Origin of the sequence: Natronorubrum marinum, from assembly GCF_052040125.1 — an archaeon.
In the GTDB taxonomy this organism is placed as follows: domain Archaea; phylum Halobacteriota; class Halobacteria; order Halobacteriales; family Natrialbaceae; genus Natronorubrum.
This window is the reverse complement of sequence record NZ_JBPPFV010000002.1, coordinates 274122-289204: the sequence shown is the minus strand read 5'-3', so window position 1 is coordinate 289204 and position 15083 is coordinate 274122. Positions and strand designations below refer to the sequence as shown.

The following is a 15083-nucleotide window of genomic DNA, read 5'->3' as shown; positions in this document are numbered from 1 at the left end:
CGCTCTCACGACTCGGACTCGAGCAGCCACCGATATCGTGGATGGATCCACGACCACTCCTGATCGACGATCCAGTCGCGTAGCTGTTTTCGGTTCGCGAGACCGGGAACCGTATCGACGAGTTTCGACGGCGACTCCCCGGCGACCGGTTTGTACGCGATCGATCTGGTTGCCGTACAGTAGAACGAGGCCCGCGTACACTCGTCTTGAAGCCCGATCAGATACCGATTGATTCGGTCTTCGGAGAGCAGGTACTCGCTGACCTGCCCGATCTCGAGTTCGTCGTCGTCGCGCCGGACCTCCAGGATCGCCGCCTCGAGATCGGACTCGAGTTGGCGTTCGTGCTCCATAGTCGACGGTTGTGGCCGACGGCAAAAAACGGGATGCAGGCAGGTGAACGCGGGAGCCGGGCGACCGACTCCACGCACTGTGTCGGCGCTGCGCTGATTTTCACATCTGGTATTCGAGACCAAAGCTCAAAGAGGACGCTCCGACTCATCGATGCCATGGGATACGGTCTCGATATCGGACCTGGGGCACTCCGCGCGGCCACCGAGGCGGCCGATGGGGTGGCGATCGAATCGGTACCGCCGGTCGTCGTTTCGACCGACGACGAGACGCTCGAGTCGGTCGACGAGGGAGTGGACGAGGAGTTACTGGTCGAACACGATGAGACCACTTACGCGGTCGGATCGGCGGCCCTCGCGGTCGCCGACGCGACGGGCGACCCTCCCGAATCGCTGTTTTCGAACGGCGTGCTGACCGTCGACGGCTACGTCGAGCCGGCGCTCGAGGCGCTCGTCGACGACGTACTCGAGATCGATACCGACGACGACCGACTCTGTTACACGACGCCGGGAACCGTCGTCGACGTAGCGGAACCGACCGACGAACACCGCGACACCCTCGAATCGGTGTTCGCCGATCTCGGCGTCGACGCGACGCCGACCTCCAGAGGCTTCGCCGTCGTCTACGACCAGTTCGCGGACGACAACTACACCGGACTCGGGATCTGTATCGGCTCGCAGACGACGAACGTCTCGCTGGCCTACTACGGCGTCCCCGCACTGGCGTTCTCGGTGGGGAACGGGAGCGAGTGGGTCGTCCAGCGAGCGGCCGATGATACCGGCCACGAGCGTGCACAGGTCGCGAGCGTGCTCGAGGAGTTTGCGCTCGATCCCGACGCGGCGTCCGGCGACATCGAGAGCGCGCTCGCACAGGCGTTCGACGCGCTGATTGGCGACGTTGTCGACGCGATCGAGACCGAGGCCGACGAGAACGACGTCCAACAGGGGCTGGCCGTCCCGATCGCGGTCGCCGGGTCGGGGACCGTCGAGGGGCTCGAGTACCTGCTCGGCGGTCGGTTCGACGCCGCTCCGTTGCCGTTCTCGGTTCGCGGGGTCCGTCTGGCCGACGATCCCGCAGCGAGTGCGGCCAGAGGGGCACTCGCAGCCGCCGTGGACGACGTCGACGCCTACGAGGACGTCACGTGGTCGGAGAACGGCGCGAACGACAGTGGCTCAGACGGGGACGATCCAGCGATAGCGACAGCCGAGGCGGGCGGCACTGGCGGACGGACGTCCCTCTCGTTCGACGACGGAGCCGAGACGGATCACGACCGGTCGAACGACGCCATCGATCAGCTGTTCGATCGACTCGCCACCCGCGACGAGGAGATACAGTCGGTCCGCACCGACCTCGAGTCGGCGTTCGAGGAACTCGACTACGTCGAGGAACGGGCGGCCGAAGCCGAGGCCGTCGCGGCGCTCGACGAGCGACTCGAGGCGTTCGCCGACGATCTTCGGGACCTAGAAACCGAAAGCGAGACGCACGCGAGCGAGGGAACGGTCGACGAACTCGAGAGCGACCTTCGGGACGAACTTGACGGGCTGTCGGCGGCCTTCGACGTGCTCGAGGACGATATCGAGGGGATGGAGTCGACGCTCGTGGACGACATCGAGTCGCTCGAGGCGGACATCGCGGACGACCTCGACGCACTCGAGACGGGGCTGGAAGGGGATCTCGACGCCCTCGAAGTGGAACTAACGGACGACCTCGAGTCGGTCGAAACGGATCTCACGAACGACCTCGAATCGGTCGAAGAGACTCTCGAGGCGATCGAGGAGACTACCGCGGACGAGCGAGCGGCCCTCGACGACCGGATCGGCGATCTCGCCGCGGACCTCGAGGCGACGACCGACCGAACGGAGCGGCTCGACGACCGACTCGAGGACCGGCGAGCGGACTTGGAGGCACTCGAGTCCGATCTGGAAACGCTGGGCGCCGAAACCGCCTCCGCAGCCGACCTCGAGGCAGTCACGGAGACCGTCTCGGACCTGGACGACGCGCTCGAGCGCGTCGACGAGGACGTCGACCGACTCGAAACTCGAGCTACAGGGCTCACCGGTCGACTCGAAGAGCAGTCGGTCGAAATCACCGGCGTCTCGGACCGGCTCGTCGAGGAGACGGAGCGGGCGGGCGACGAACGCGAGCGACTCGAGGATGCCATCGACGCCGTCGAAACGACGATCGCGGACGAGATCGACGCCGTCGGTGGCGAACTCGCGGCCGTCGACGAACGGGTCGAGAGCGTCGACGATCGACTGACCGAACTCGACGACGAGATCGATGCGACTGCGACGACGCTCGAGGCCGTCGACGAGCGACTGACCGCCACGGACGACCGCGTCGAAACCGTCGCAGACGGCCTCGAATCGACGGACGAACGGGTTGAGACGGTCGAAACGGATGTCGAAGCCGTCGAAAGCGACATCGAATCGGTCGAACTCGAGGTGGCAGACGTTCGGCAGTCCGTCTCCGACCGCGTCGAGGATCTCGAGCGTCGACTCAAGGACGCACGGGAGACGATCGACGGGATCGATTCGACGGCGGCCGACGGCGACCGCGTCGACGACGTGGAAGCCGAACTCGCGTCGCTCGAGGCGGAACTCGTCGAACTCGGCGACTCGATGACGGCCATTTCGGAGACGGTGGCCGAACTCGAGGAGCGAACGGCGCTCGAGACGACGGTCGACGATCTCGCAGCCGATCTCGAGGCGGTCGACGGCGACGTCGGGGAACTTACGAACGAAGTCGAGACGTTCGAAGCGAGGCTCGAGTCACGCCTGGAGGAAACGATAGCCGAGCTGGAGGCGCACCTCGGCGACGCGACCGAGGCGATCGAGGACGACATCGCAGCGGTCGCGGACGATCTCGAGACCCTCGAGACGGCCGTCAACCGACTCGACGAAGGGACCGTCAGCGACGACGCAGTCGAAGCACTGTCCGACTCGCTCGCCGACACGCGAGAGACGGTCGAATCGCTCACCGCCGAGATCGATGCCGTCGGCGGCGACCTCGGGACGCTCGAGACCGATCTCGAGGGACTAAAAACGCAGATCGAAGACGTCGAGACGACGCTGACGGACCGCATCGAAGCGCTCGAGACCGATCTCGACGACGCCGTCACCGATCTCCGAACGGAGGTCGAGGACGAAACCGACCGGTTCGAGTCGCGTCTCGAGACCGTCGACAGCCGGTCCGTCCACGTCGAGAATCGACTCGAGGACGTCGCGACGGCCACCGAGACGGTCAACGCCGAACTCGGGGACCTCGACGAGACGGTCGGGGAGTTGGGCACGACGACCGACGATCTCGACGAGCGCGTGGCCACCGTCGACGAGCGGGTAACGGCGCTCGACGACACGTCCGTCTCCGGAGACGACGTTGCGGCGCTCGAGAAGACGATCGAGTCGCTCGAGCGCGAAATCGTCTCGATACGGGAGGAAACTGCTGCGCTCGATGACGCCCCCGACCGCCTCGAGGATCTCGCGGACGAAATCGACGACGTGGGAGAGCGAGTCGACGAGATCGCTGCCCGCACTGATCCGCTCGACGATCGGACGAGCGAGTACGAGGAGCGACTCGAGAGCCACGCGACCGACCTCGAGGGCCACGACGCTCGACTCGACACGCTCGCGGCGGAGATCGAGGACCTCGAATCGACCGTCGACGGGACGCCGTCGGACAGCCGGGACGCGGATCTCGAAGCCCTCCGTGCGGATCTGGACGAGATGCGGGATCGACAGCAGTCTCGAGCGGTGGTCGAGGATCGATCCGACTCGAGTCCCGTCCAGCAACTCGGTGTCCCGGTGGCCGCCGGTGGCGGCGGTGCCGGACTCGTCGCCGGCGGGACGCTCGTCTTCGCCGGTGACGCCGTCGTCGGTGCCCTCGCGGTCGTGCTCGGCGTCGCGCTGTTCGGAATCGGGGCCGCTCTCAGCCGGTAACGCGTCGAAGGGGAGTTCCGAATCGATCCGACGGCTTCGGAGAGATCGGTACGGCGTACTGACTCACCTCTAGATGTCCCGAACGGCGGCAATAATCTGTGGCGGCCGCTTACGGGCGTCCGCGCAATGGCGACGACTCGACCGTGCAGCGACTCCGACTACCGAACCGGATCCACGTTGCGCATCTCGCCCCCGCACCGCCGACAGGTACTCACGAGCGCATCCGCGACCGTCTCTCGGTGGTCACAGGACATGCACTCGTACTCGAGTGATTCGGCGAGTGACATACGAACGAGTACGTCACGAGGTGTGTTAACTCTTTCCGTGGTAAATCGAGTCTCGGAGCGGACCGACCCGGGAGTCGTCACTCCAGAACCCAGAGCAACGCGCCGAGCACCGTCGCGGAGACGATTGACGCGGCGAGGAGCCAGAACGCGGGCTGAAATCCGACGACCTCCGAGAGCGTACCGACGATCACGGGGGCGACCGCACCGGCGGCCATCAGCAGCGTCCGGACGACGCCGAGTCCGCCGCCCGCGACGTCGTCGGGGATGACTTCCATCAGGTAGGCACCTCTGACGGGGCGGAAGCCGTGGGCGCCGATGCCGACGGCGATCAGTGCGGCGCCGAGGAGGAGCGGTCCGGCGGTGTCGGTCAGGGAGACGAACGCGACCAGCGCGGCGGCGGCGAGTCCGAGCAGCAAAACGATGATCGGGAGCTTCCCGACGCGGTCGCTGAGGTCGCCGGTCAGGAGTTGGCTCAGGCTCGCGAGGAAGAGCGCGCTGTAGAGCAAGCCCGCCGTCGCGTCGGCCAGTCCGGCCTCCTGGGTGAGATACAGCGGTGCGAACGCAACGAAGCCGTTGTACGTAAAGGAAAACAGCACCGTCAGGAGCGCGAAGACCGAGAATCGCCAGTCGCGGAAAAGCGTCGCGTACTGGGTGAACTCGGCAGCCGAGAACGCGCTCGAGGCGGCGTCGCCCTCGGCGGCGCTCGGGACTCGTTTCGGCACCCGAATCCAGAAGGCACCGGCGAGTGCGAGCCCGACGAGTCCGGCGACCAGAAAGAGCAGGCGCCAGCTCGCCCCCAGCGCGAAGCCGATGCCGGCGACGGCGACGACGGCGGCCGGGGCGACGACGCCGCCGAAGGCGCCGAACGTATCGAGGACCCCGAGCGCTCGGCCCGTTCGAGAGGGATAGGCCTGTGACAGCAGTCGAACCGCGACGGTCTTGTGCGCGCCGGTGCCGGCACCCATGACGAGCATGGCGGCGACGAGGACGAGAAACGGCGAGTCGACGACGAGGACGAGCGCGGCGACTGCCGCGACGATTGTGCCCGTCGTGATGATGACCACCGAACCGAACCGGTCCGCGAGCACGCCCGACGGGAACTGCATCGCGGCGTAGACGAGCATGAATCCGGTGTACGCGGCACCGAGCACGGCGTTCGAGACGCCGTAACTCAGCTGAAACGACTCGAACAGCGGCGGAAAGGCGTATCGCAAAAATTTCGCGAGAAACCAGATCGCTGCCGTCACTGCGAGGACGTCGTAGTGGGTGAGCCGACCGGCCCGCTCTCGAACCGACATCTCGTTCTCGAGGAAAGATACGCGAAGCGACGGAGGAATAGTCTCCGATTCGGACTCGAGGCTCGATCCCTGTGGGGGGTCGCGCCGATGATACGGGGTCGTTTCTTTTGGACGTCCGTCCACGATACTAGGCTATTTATCTCAACATAGTTGTTTTACCGACTATCAGGACAACGCTTTTTCGTGGTACGGTATCTCATTGCAGTATGGGTTACACGGATCCGTACACGCCGACCCGATCGTACTACGAATGTCTCGACTGTGGCTACCGCGAAGCGACCGAGTCGCTCCGGAGCTGTCCGGACTGCGACGGTGCCACGAGAAATATCGCCGTCGGGCGGGAGTAGTTCGCTCGGCCGACAGCAGCCCATAGCTCACACAGCAGTCCGCTTCGGTTTTCGGCGCTCCGGCGCTTGAGCGTCACCGCTGGTACTCCATCCCGCCGTTCGCTTCGTCAGTCGAAATCCGGCAGATCCTCCGGCGGTTCGTATGCCGCTTCCCAGTCGATGTACTCCTCTTTGAGAATCACGGAGACGATCTGGCCGAACTCCGTCAGTTCGGCGTTGATCGACGAGACGGTCCCCCACGTGTCGAGGTCGGGGTGGTACTCCCGCTCCTGCCAGTCTTCCGGAATGCCGGGGGCGTGATAGCCGACGCGGTCGGCGAAATCGTCCCAAAAGAAGTCGAAGCCGGCGAAGAGATCGAGCTCTCGAGCGATCCCGTACGCGCGCTCCTCGAGGTCGGTGTCCTCGAGCCACTCCGCGAACGCCTCCTCCCAGGCGCCCTCCTCGAGAAACGCCTGGAGTTCCTCGCGGCGGTAGTCGATCTCTTCGTCGCCGTCGGCGCTGATCGTCGCGTCCTCGTACTCGTTGGGATCGACGAAGTCCAGTTCCGGCGGATCGGGGGCTTCGACCTCGAGTGTCATAGCCGACCGTAGGGCCGGTGCGTGCAAAAGAATTCCCACCGCGTACGCCTCAGTCTGTCGCGCACGTCGGCCGGTATTCGTGATGTTCCTCGTTCATCGTTCCTGCCGGTCCCAGTCGTCGACCGTGTTGCTTCCAGTCGACACTCATCGCTGTCACCCGTCGTGATCGATCCCTACAATTATTTCCGGCCGGTCCGAAGGCCGTCTATGGGCAGTGAGAGCGGTGGTCGAAGTTACAGTCTCACGGAAATCTTCGCCATCAAGTTCGTCCTCGCCGACATCGTGATCATCGCCGTCTTACTGTTGGCCGGCCCGTGGTTCGCCCTTGCGATTACGCTCCTGTTCGTGGTGACGTCGTTTCTCATCTGGTATCTCGTGGAGCGTTCGGAGACCGAAGAGACGGTGCCGGAGGGCGCTACCGCCGAGGAGTCGGAGGTCGAACACGATCCCGTCACGCAACTCCAGGAACGATACGCCGCCGGCGACCTCTCCGACGAGGAGTTCGAGACGAAACTGGACCGATTGATCGATTCGAACGAGCAGGCCGAGGCCGCCGGAATCGACACGGAGGAACTCGAACTCGAGCGCTCGCGGTAGCAGTGACTCAGACGGTACTGTGAGCGAGGAGCGGTCCGCAATCGGACTCACGTTCGAACGGAATACACTGCGCGGAACCACTATATCCGGCGCCGTCGAACTGAAAATAAGCGACGGGTGTGGACGAAGACTCCTCGGAAGCCCTCCCGGTCGACGACCGGGTGGAGCCGGAGCCTCGTTCGGTCCGGATGACGACCGCGGTCGCCCCGTCTCTCAGAACCGACTTTCACCTGCAGGGACTGGCCATCGCGGACGTCTTGCTGTTCGTAGCTGCGTCGGTCCACCAGTCCACCGAGTATACACACGTCGCGACGGCGATCGTTCTCGCGCTCGCGGTACTCCTATCGCAGCTACTGACTTTCAGTGGCTACGATAGACGCTAATCTCTACGGCCAACGGAGTCGATCAGAGACAGTCAACTCAACGCTCAAGCGGAACTATGGTGCGTTCGTCTGATCACGACGCTGGTGGAAACAGCTCCGTGAACTCACCATCGCTTGTCTCATTCACACTGTAGATCGATCACTCTGAGAGATGAATACAGATGTGAAACGTGGCGGTCAGTACAAGAAGGTGGGATCCTGAGGACAGTGTGGCTGCTCAGTCATCGAGATATGGGTTCTCGATGTGTTGGTCGCCCCCAATACGTGCCGTCAACCACCGAGTGACGATATCGAACAACGTAACGAGTGGACTCAGTGTGCGTTCGACGTACGAGATCGGCCGGGCGACTCGAAGACTCCACGACTCTGCATGGCCGAGCCCGTAGGATTTCGGTACGATCTCCCCGAAGATGAGGATGAGCACGCTCACGCTGAGTGTTGCGATCACGACGGTGAAACCGGGGGGAACGAATTGGGCGACGAGGAGTGTGATGATACTGGTAATAGCGATGTTGACGAGGTTGTTACCGACCAGCAGCGTGACGAGGAGTCGATGCGGGTTCCCGCGGAGGTGTTGGAGTGTGCGGCTTTCGCTTGTACCATCTTCGGTAGCGGTCTGTATCCATTCGTCTGGGAGCGAAAAGATCGCTGACTCGCTGCTGGAAAAGAACGCACTCAGTGCCAACAGAATCACGACAGAGAGAAGCGACGGCACCAAAATCGAATATGTACTCATATATAACTCGTACGCTCGCAGGAGTATCAATACGGGTGGTTGGTTCGCACTTTTCAGGGACCGGCTGTTTCATGCGATTTTGTGTCTGAGCATCATGATTTCAACGGAGCCCCTGAAACCCAACATTCAATCGCCGGTCGACCGTAGAGACGACCGATGACCGACTACGAGGCGGCGATCCTCGACGTCGACGGAACGATCGTTCGCGGTGAGGAACTGCTGCCGAACGTGACCGACGGCCTGCACGCGCTCGAGGACGCCGGCATCGACAGACTTCTGTTCTCGAACAACCCGACGCGCGGCAGCGACCACTACGGCGAGACGCTCGAGCCCCACGGACTCGAGGTCGATCCGAACGCCGTGCTCACCTCCGGGACGGTGTCGGCGGAGTATCTCGCAACGAACCACCCCGACGAACGGGTCTACCTCGTCGGCAGCGACCGGCTCGAGGCGATCCTCGAGGACGCGGCCGTCGAGCTGACCGACGATCCCGAGGCGGCCGAGGTCGTGTTGGGATCGTTCGACAAGGAGTTCTCCTACGGGACGCTCTGGGAATCCCTGCGGGCGCTCGAGGGCGACGTGCCGTTCTACGGGACCGACCCGGACACGACGATTCCGATCGACGGTGGCCTCATTCCCGGCTCCGGCGCGATCATCGCCGCGATGGAGGCCGTCGCCGACCGCGAGGCCGATTCGATCCTGGGCAAGCCCTCCTCGATCGCCGCCGCGACGGCGATGAACCGCCTCGAGAGCGATCCCGAACGGACACTCGTCGTCGGCGACCGGCTGAACACCGATATTGCGTTAGGGGAGCAGGCCGGTATGACGACGGTGCTCGTCCGTACCGGCGTCACGGAGCAGGCCGACCTCGAGACCGCGACCGTCCAGCCCGATCACGTCCTCGACTCTCTTGCCGAGATCGAAACGCTACTGTAATGGAGACTGTCGGTTCCGCATCGATATCGGCCGATCCGCTGCAGATCGTGCATCCGGGAGACATATTTATCAGGAACTGTAACGGTACTAAACGTATGAAAGCACGTCTCAAACGTGTCCTGCTCCGCGCCCGGTACGCAGCCATGGGCGCGGCGGTCGGGGCCGCGATCGGTTCGGTCTTCAGTCGAAACGCAGCCAGCACCGGCGGCGCGATCGGTGCGATGGTCGGTGCAACCGTCGCGGACACCCGCGACTCGGCGAGTAGCTACCTCGAGGAAGCCAGGGAGGTCGAGTTCGGAACGCTCACGAGCGACGACGACGGCGACGGCGCCCGGAACTGAAGTCAGTTTCGACGAGCGGCCGTTTTTCCCGGTCTGAAGACCCATAGGGGCGGATACGAGTGTTCGTAGAGACCGTGAACTAGCAGCGACTGTCGCCCGAACTGATTTATTGCTGTGGCGACAGCAACTGTGCATGACGGAGTTCGAGACGCCCCCGCCGCTCGAGCGCGGCGATCGAATCGCGGTCATCGCGCCGGCCTCGAACGGCGCAAAGCGGTTTCCACACGTCTACGAACTCGGTCTCGAACGCCTCCGCGAGGTGTTCGACCTCGAACCGGTCGAGTACCCCACCGCGTCGAAGAGCGCGAACTATCTCGCCGATCACCCTGCAGAGCGCGCTCGAGACGTGATGGACGCGTTCGAAGACCCCGAGATCCGCGGTGTGATCAGCACGAAAGGCGGAAACGACCAGATACGCATCCTTGAGCACCTCGATTCCGACGTGTTGTGCGAGAATCCAACCCGGTTCTACGGCTACAGCGACAACACGCAACTCGCACTCTCGCTGTGGAATCTCGGCATCGTCTCCTACTACGGGCCGAGCGTGATCGTCGAACTGGGGATGGACGGTCGGCTCTTCGAGCACACGATCGAATACGTCGAGCGCGCGTTCTTCGACGATTCGTTCGGGGCGCTCGAGTCGGCTCCCGAGTTCACCGACGAACCCGGCGACTGGGCGGATCCCGACTCGCTCGAGACCGCTCGCGAAACCGAGCCGAACCCGGGCTGGCGGTGGGCCGGCGGACGTGACGCCGCGGAGGGACGCCTCTGGGGTGGCTGCCTCGAAATCCTCGATCAGCGGTACCTCGCCGGCCGTGATCTCCCGGAGCCGACCGATCTCGACGGGGCAATCCTCGCCCTCGAAACGTCCGAGAAGCTGCCGGCCCACACCTGGGTCGCGGGTGTACTTCGCGCGTTCGGCGAGCGGGGATTGCTCGAGCGATTCGACGGCGTGCTCGTCGGCCGACCGGCCGCGCGGTCACACCTGAAGGATACGCCGCCGGACCAGCGCGAACGGTATCGAGCGACTCAGCGCGAGGCCGTCTCGAGCGTTTTCGACCGCTACAACCCTGACGCGCCGATCGTCTTCGACGTCGACTTCGGACACACCTATCCGACGACGCCGATCCCGCTCGGGGCCCGCGTCGAGATCGATCCGCGGACCGAGACGATTCGGTTCGACTGACGCCGAACGGCCGCTCCGATTTGCGACGGCCGTGGTCAACAGTTCCCGTTCTCTCCCTCGAGCGCCTCCCGTCGCAGCCGCTCGGCCTCCTCGCTACTGACGGTCAACTCCGGGACCGTAGTCGGCTCCTTGTGCTCGTCGATGGCGACGTAGACGAAGTAGGACTCGGTGGTCTTTTCGCGCTCTCGAGTTCGGAGGTCCTCGCGCTCGGTGATCAGTCGAACCTTCACGCTCGAGGTCCCGGAGTCGTAGACGTAGGCGGTGATGTACGCCGTATCACCCACCCGAATCGGGCGCTCGAAGTTCATCTGATCGACCCGTGCGGTGACGCAGGTCTCGCCGGAAAAGAGCATGGCAGACATTGCACCCACCTCGTCCATCCATTTCATTACGTTCCCGCCGTGAGCCGTATCGAGCATGTTGGCGTGGTTGGGCTGGACCATCTCGCGATTCTCGACCAGCGTCTCCATGAGATTCGTCATCGGTCGTTCTTGCGCGACGCCCCCAATCACTCTTGCCGTCGCCGTTCGCTGTCGGGACGCATTCAGCTGCTAGCTCTCGCCTCCCGTATATAGATACAACAGAAAGCGAACCGAATTTATTATTTCTCTGTAGTTCGATACTGGTAAAAGTCCGCGCCGAGTTGATCCGCTAATGAGCGATGCAGGCGACGCCGGCGTGCCGGAGCCACCGGATCCCCCCGCTGATGAAGAGGGCTCGGTGCACGTCCTCGGGACGGCACACGTCTCGCAGGCGAGCGTCGACGAAGTCCACGAAACGATCGATCGGGAACAGCCGGACGTCGTCGCCGTCGAACTCGACGAGGACCGGTACAATCAGATGCAAGGCGGGACGCCCGACGATATCGAGGCCAAGGACCTCCTCTCGGGCAACACCGTCTTCCAGTTTCTGGCCTACTGGATGCTTTCCTACGTCCAGTCGCGACTCGGCGAGAAGTTCGACATCGAACCCGGTGCGGACATGCGCGCCGCCATCGAAGCCGCCGAACGCAACGGGAGCGGCGTCGCACTCGTCGACCGGGACATTCAGGTGACGATCCAGCGGTTCTGGAGTCGGTTATCCTTTACCGAGAAGCTGAAGATGATCGGCGGACTCGCCCTCGGCGTCACCGACCCACGAACCATCGGTCTCGCGTTCGGCGCCGCGGCCGGTCTCTTCGTCGGGTTCGTCTTCGCCGCCTTTCTCGCACCAATGCTCGGCCTCGGCGATGTGCTGTTGCTCGGTTTCTCCGACGCGACCACACTTCAGTACGCCGGCGCCGCCATCGGCGGGGCCGTCGGCGGGGCGCTCGTCGGACTGCTCTTTCTCCCCTCGCTCGAGTCGGTCGGCGAGTCGACCGGGATACTCAGCGGTTTCTCGATACGGGTTATCGCGGGTGCGGTACTGGGTATCGGGGGCTGTCTCGCGCTCGTCGCGACCGAGACGTTCGTCGGGCCGCTGTCGGCCGGGACCTTCGAGAGCGCCGGCACCTACGCGATTCGTGGGACAGTCGGCGTCGTCGCCGGTCTCGGTATCGGGGTCGCGATCGGTGCCGTGATCGGACTCGTCCTCGACGCACTCGGCAGCGACGTCGAGGACATAGAGGAAGTCGACATCGAGGAGATGACCGACGGCGATGTCGTCAGAGCGATGATGGAGGAGTTCCGTCAGTTTAGCCCCCGCGGGGCGAACGCGTTGATCGACGAACGCGACGCCTACATCGCGAATCATCTTCACCAACTTCGCGCCCAGGGGTACGACGTCGTCGCCGTCGTCGGCGCCGGCCACAAAGCCGGAATCGAACGTCACTTAGCGAATCCGACGGAGATCCCGGCGCTCGAGTCGCTCTCCGGAGCCGCCTCGGGGCGGCGATTCGCTCCGGTCAAGATCTTCGGCTACCTGATTATGTTCGGCTTCATCGGCTTTTTCTTCCTCCTGATTATGGCCGGGGTGCAGGACACCTTTCTGCTCCAGCTGTTCGGCGCGTGGTTCCTTTTCAACGGCGTGTTCGCGTTCGCACTCGCGCGCCTCGCCGGCGCTCACTGGACCAGTGCCGGCGTCGGTGGCTCCGTCGCCTGGTTGACAAGTATCAACCCGTTGCTGGCTCCCGGCTGGTTCGCCGGCTACGTCGAACTCAAACACCGGCCGGTCAACGTGCGGGACATCCAGCGGCTCAATGACATCATCGGCGACGCCGACCGACCGATGGAGGACGCGCTCTCAGAGATGTTCGACGTGCCGCTGTTTCGGCTCATCATGATCGTCGCGCTGACGAATATCGGGAGCATGATCGCCACGTTCCTGTTCTTCATCGTGGTCGTGCCGTGGCTAGCCCCCGAGATCGGAGGCGTCGACGCGCTGATGGGCGAACTGTTTCGGGGCGCTGAGAACACGCTCGAGCTGATCAGGGGACTGCTGACATGAGCACGCAAACCCGTCGATCAGAGCCGGAGTTGACCTTCTCCAGTAAGGAACTGTTCGATCTCGCGGTGGCGTGGGTCACACTTTCGGTTGCGTTCGCGCTACTGTTCGCCCCGATTCACCGCGGGCTGGCCGAGGTCGGCTACTTCGGCGCGATGGTCGGATTGAGTTTCGTCACCGTCGGCATCGCCTTCCTGTTGCACGAACTCGCCCACAAGGTCGTCGCGATCGAGTACGGCCAGATCGCCGAGTTCCGCGCGGACTACCAGATGCTGTTTCTGGCGATCATGGGCGCCCTGATCGGCTTCCTCTTCGCCGCGCCAGGAGCCGTCTACCATCGGGGCCGAATCACGAAAAAGGAGAACGCGATGATCGCCCTCGCCGGGCCGGTCACCAACCACCTGCTCGCGCTCATGTTCCTCCCGCTGATGCTCTTCCCTGGCCTGCTCGGTACCATCGGACAGATGGGCGTCTGGATCAATCTCCTGTTGGCCGCGTTCAACATGATCCCCTTCGGCCCGCTGGACGGCAAGTCCGTCTACGACTGGAACAAGGGAATCTTCGCGCTGGTCTTCGTCCCGAGCGTGGCGCTTGCGGCCTACGTGCTGCTGTTCGTCGGTCTGTTCTGAGTCTCTCCTCGTCGTTCGGCCGACCACGAGTGCCTGGCTGCAACGCTCCGAATCGTGTGACTCGACCGATGACGGCTGCTCCTGGAACCTGTTTATAAACCTTTCGCTACTTTGCTCTATAGAGTGATCTGTGTGGCAAGGTTTTTAATCCTGTAACTCGAGCATCAGGACGAGCCGACCGCGTTCCCGATACGCGTGGCTGGCACTCGAGCACCTGATCACAATGCCCGATACGACACCGCACGCGGTCCCCTGGACCGGACAGGCGCGAGCGTTTACACGGCGTCACGTACAGCAACTGCGTCGCAACAAACTGATCGTCTTCCTCGCGGTCGGCTGGCCGGTCGCGTGGTACTTCCTGACGATGATGTTTTTCATCGAGGGCGTCCCCGCTGCCGACCTCCCGTACGTCAAGGCTTCGCAGGGAATTACCTTCGGTCTGTTCGGGGCGTTCACCGTCACCATCGCGGTGTTCGCCGGTGAGTTCGCCCGCGATCTCGAGGGCGACCGGTATCGAAAACTCCGCGCGATGCCGGTGTCACCGACCGCGGATCTCGCCGGCCGGTTCGCCGCGGGCACCGCGCTGGGCGGGTGTTCCTATCTCGTGACGATCCTCGCCGCAGTCGCTCACGGCGGGTCCTTCGAAGTGGGGCAGTTGCACGCGGTCCAGTTCGCGATTCTCGCCCTCTCGTTCGTCCTGTTCTGTACGATCGCGATGGCGTTGGCTCTGCTTCTGGCGCTCGTGATCACCAAGCCGGAACACATGACGACGATTTCGGTCGTCATCGTGCTGATGGCATTCTACCTGACGGGGTTCAACGGAACCGTCCCGAGCCTGATCGGCAGCGATGCGACGTTCGTCAACTACCTGCCGAACTCGCTGGCAACCCGGATGCAGATCGCCGTCTGGGCGGGCGCCGAGAACGTCGACTTCATGACGCCGCCGGAGGTCCCGGTATCGCTCGAGTACGGCGCGTTGCTGGTCGGCTACGCGGTCGGGCTGTGCGCGCTCGCCGTTACGATCGTCCGACGGTTCGCCTACGGAGGTGAGCCCTGAT

Annotated in this window: 16 protein-coding genes and 1 pseudogene; 11 read left to right on the top strand and 6 right to left on the bottom strand. The window is 63.8% G+C overall.

Annotation, left to right across the window (positions count from 1 at the left end; all coding sequences use genetic code 11):
* Positions 1-5: 5 nt before the first annotated feature.
* A complete protein-coding gene (locus tag ACSFC5_RS11065; RefSeq protein ID WP_440765307.1) occupies positions 6-350 on the bottom strand; it encodes a hypothetical protein in 345 nt (114 codons plus the stop codon).
* A 156-nt stretch (positions 351-506) separates the two neighbouring features.
* Between ACSFC5_RS11065 and ACSFC5_RS11060 the strand changes: the two genes are divergently transcribed.
* Positions 507-4286 (top strand): disk-shape morphogenesis protein volactin, encoded by a 3780-nt coding sequence (locus ACSFC5_RS11060; protein ID WP_440765306.1) that lies wholly within the window; start codon positions 507-509, stop codon positions 4284-4286.
* A gap of 158 nt (positions 4287-4444) precedes the next feature.
* Here the strand turns inward: ACSFC5_RS11060 and ACSFC5_RS11055 are convergent, their stop codons facing one another.
* Together ACSFC5_RS11055 and ACSFC5_RS11050 are read right to left on the bottom strand one after the other, a co-directional pair.
* Positions 4445-4573, bottom strand: a complete 129-nt coding sequence (locus tag ACSFC5_RS11055) for a rubrerythrin-like domain-containing protein (protein ID WP_440765305.1) — start codon at positions 4571-4573, stop codon at positions 4445-4447.
* 77 nt (positions 4574-4650) lie between these two features.
* Positions 4651-5871 carry an MFS transporter gene (locus ACSFC5_RS11050; RefSeq protein ID WP_440765304.1) on the bottom strand — a complete coding sequence of 407 codons (1221 nt, stop codon included), beginning with the start codon at positions 5869-5871 and terminating at the stop codon, positions 4651-4653.
* A 206-nt stretch (positions 5872-6077) separates the two neighbouring features.
* Between ACSFC5_RS11050 and ACSFC5_RS11045 the strand changes: the two genes are divergently transcribed.
* The gene (locus ACSFC5_RS11045; RefSeq protein WP_440765303.1) at positions 6078-6218 is read left to right on the top strand and encodes a rubrerythrin-like domain-containing protein; all 141 of its coding nucleotides are present in this window, start codon (positions 6078-6080) and stop codon (positions 6216-6218) included.
* Positions 6219-6325: 107 nt separating this feature from the next.
* Here ACSFC5_RS11045 and ACSFC5_RS11040 read toward each other — a convergent pair whose 3' ends face one another.
* The gene (locus tag ACSFC5_RS11040; RefSeq protein ID WP_440765302.1) at positions 6326-6796 is read right to left on the bottom strand and encodes a DUF7992 family protein; all 471 of its coding nucleotides are present in this window, start codon (positions 6794-6796) and stop codon (positions 6326-6328) included.
* 207 nt (positions 6797-7003) lie between these two features.
* Between ACSFC5_RS11040 and ACSFC5_RS11035 the strand changes: the two genes are divergently transcribed.
* The 3 genes and pseudogenes from ACSFC5_RS11035 to ACSFC5_RS11025 form a co-directional block, all read left to right on the top strand.
* Positions 7004-7393: an SHOCT domain-containing protein gene (locus tag ACSFC5_RS11035; RefSeq protein WP_440765301.1), complete on the top strand. Its 390-nt coding sequence runs from the start codon at positions 7004-7006 to the stop codon at positions 7391-7393.
* A 119-nt stretch (positions 7394-7512) separates the two neighbouring features.
* Positions 7513-7776, top strand: coding sequence for a hypothetical protein (locus tag ACSFC5_RS11030; protein ID WP_440765300.1), 264 nt, complete (start codon positions 7513-7515; stop codon positions 7774-7776).
* A pseudogene (locus ACSFC5_RS11025) lies at positions 7760-7924 on the top strand (IS5/IS1182 family transposase); the annotation flags it as partial. The gene ACSFC5_RS11030 and the pseudogene ACSFC5_RS11025, both read left to right, overlap by 17 nt.
* 69 nt (positions 7925-7993) lie before the next feature.
* Here the strand turns inward: ACSFC5_RS11025 and ACSFC5_RS11020 are convergent.
* On the bottom strand, positions 7994-8512 hold the full coding sequence (locus ACSFC5_RS11020; protein WP_440766302.1) for a DUF21 domain-containing protein: 519 nt from the start codon (positions 8510-8512) through the stop codon (positions 7994-7996).
* A 156-nt stretch (positions 8513-8668) separates the two neighbouring features.
* Here ACSFC5_RS11020 and ACSFC5_RS11015 point away from each other — a divergent pair, with 156 nt between their 5' ends.
* The 3 genes from ACSFC5_RS11015 to ACSFC5_RS11005 all read left to right on the top strand — a co-directional run bounded on the left by ACSFC5_RS11015 (position 8669) and on the right by ACSFC5_RS11005 (position 10975).
* The gene (locus ACSFC5_RS11015; protein WP_440765299.1) at positions 8669-9448 is read left to right on the top strand and encodes an HAD-IIA family hydrolase; all 780 of its coding nucleotides are present in this window, start codon (positions 8669-8671) and stop codon (positions 9446-9448) included.
* A gap of 95 nt (positions 9449-9543) precedes the next feature.
* Positions 9544-9789: a glycine zipper 2TM domain-containing protein gene (locus ACSFC5_RS11010; RefSeq protein WP_440765298.1), complete on the top strand. Its 246-nt coding sequence runs from the start codon at positions 9544-9546 to the stop codon at positions 9787-9789.
* Positions 9790-9922: 133 nt separating this feature from the next.
* Complete coding sequence (locus ACSFC5_RS11005) at positions 9923-10975, top strand: S66 family peptidase (RefSeq protein WP_440765297.1); 1053 nt, start codon at positions 9923-9925, stop codon at positions 10973-10975.
* 35 nt (positions 10976-11010) lie between these two features.
* Here ACSFC5_RS11005 and ACSFC5_RS11000 read toward each other — a convergent pair whose 3' ends face one another.
* Positions 11011-11457 (bottom strand): acyl-CoA thioesterase, encoded by a 447-nt coding sequence (locus ACSFC5_RS11000; protein ID WP_440765296.1) that lies wholly within the window; start codon positions 11455-11457, stop codon positions 11011-11013.
* 172 nt (positions 11458-11629) lie between these two features.
* Here ACSFC5_RS11000 and ACSFC5_RS10995 point away from each other — a divergent pair, with 172 nt between their 5' ends.
* The 3 genes from ACSFC5_RS10995 (at position 11630) to ACSFC5_RS10985 (ending at position 15082) form a co-directional block, all read left to right on the top strand.
* Complete coding sequence (locus tag ACSFC5_RS10995; protein ID WP_440765295.1) at positions 11630-13399, top strand: TraB/GumN family protein; 1770 nt, start codon at positions 11630-11632, stop codon at positions 13397-13399.
* Positions 13396-14025, top strand: coding sequence for a zinc metalloprotease (locus ACSFC5_RS10990; RefSeq protein WP_440765294.1), 630 nt, complete (start codon positions 13396-13398; stop codon positions 14023-14025). The genes ACSFC5_RS10995 and ACSFC5_RS10990 overlap by 4 nt, the downstream gene beginning before the upstream one ends.
* Before the next feature lie 223 nt (positions 14026-14248).
* Positions 14249-15082, top strand: a complete 834-nt coding sequence (locus ACSFC5_RS10985) for an ABC transporter permease (RefSeq protein ID WP_440765293.1) — start codon at positions 14249-14251, stop codon at positions 15080-15082.
* The last annotated feature ends 1 nt before the right edge of the window (position 15083 follow it).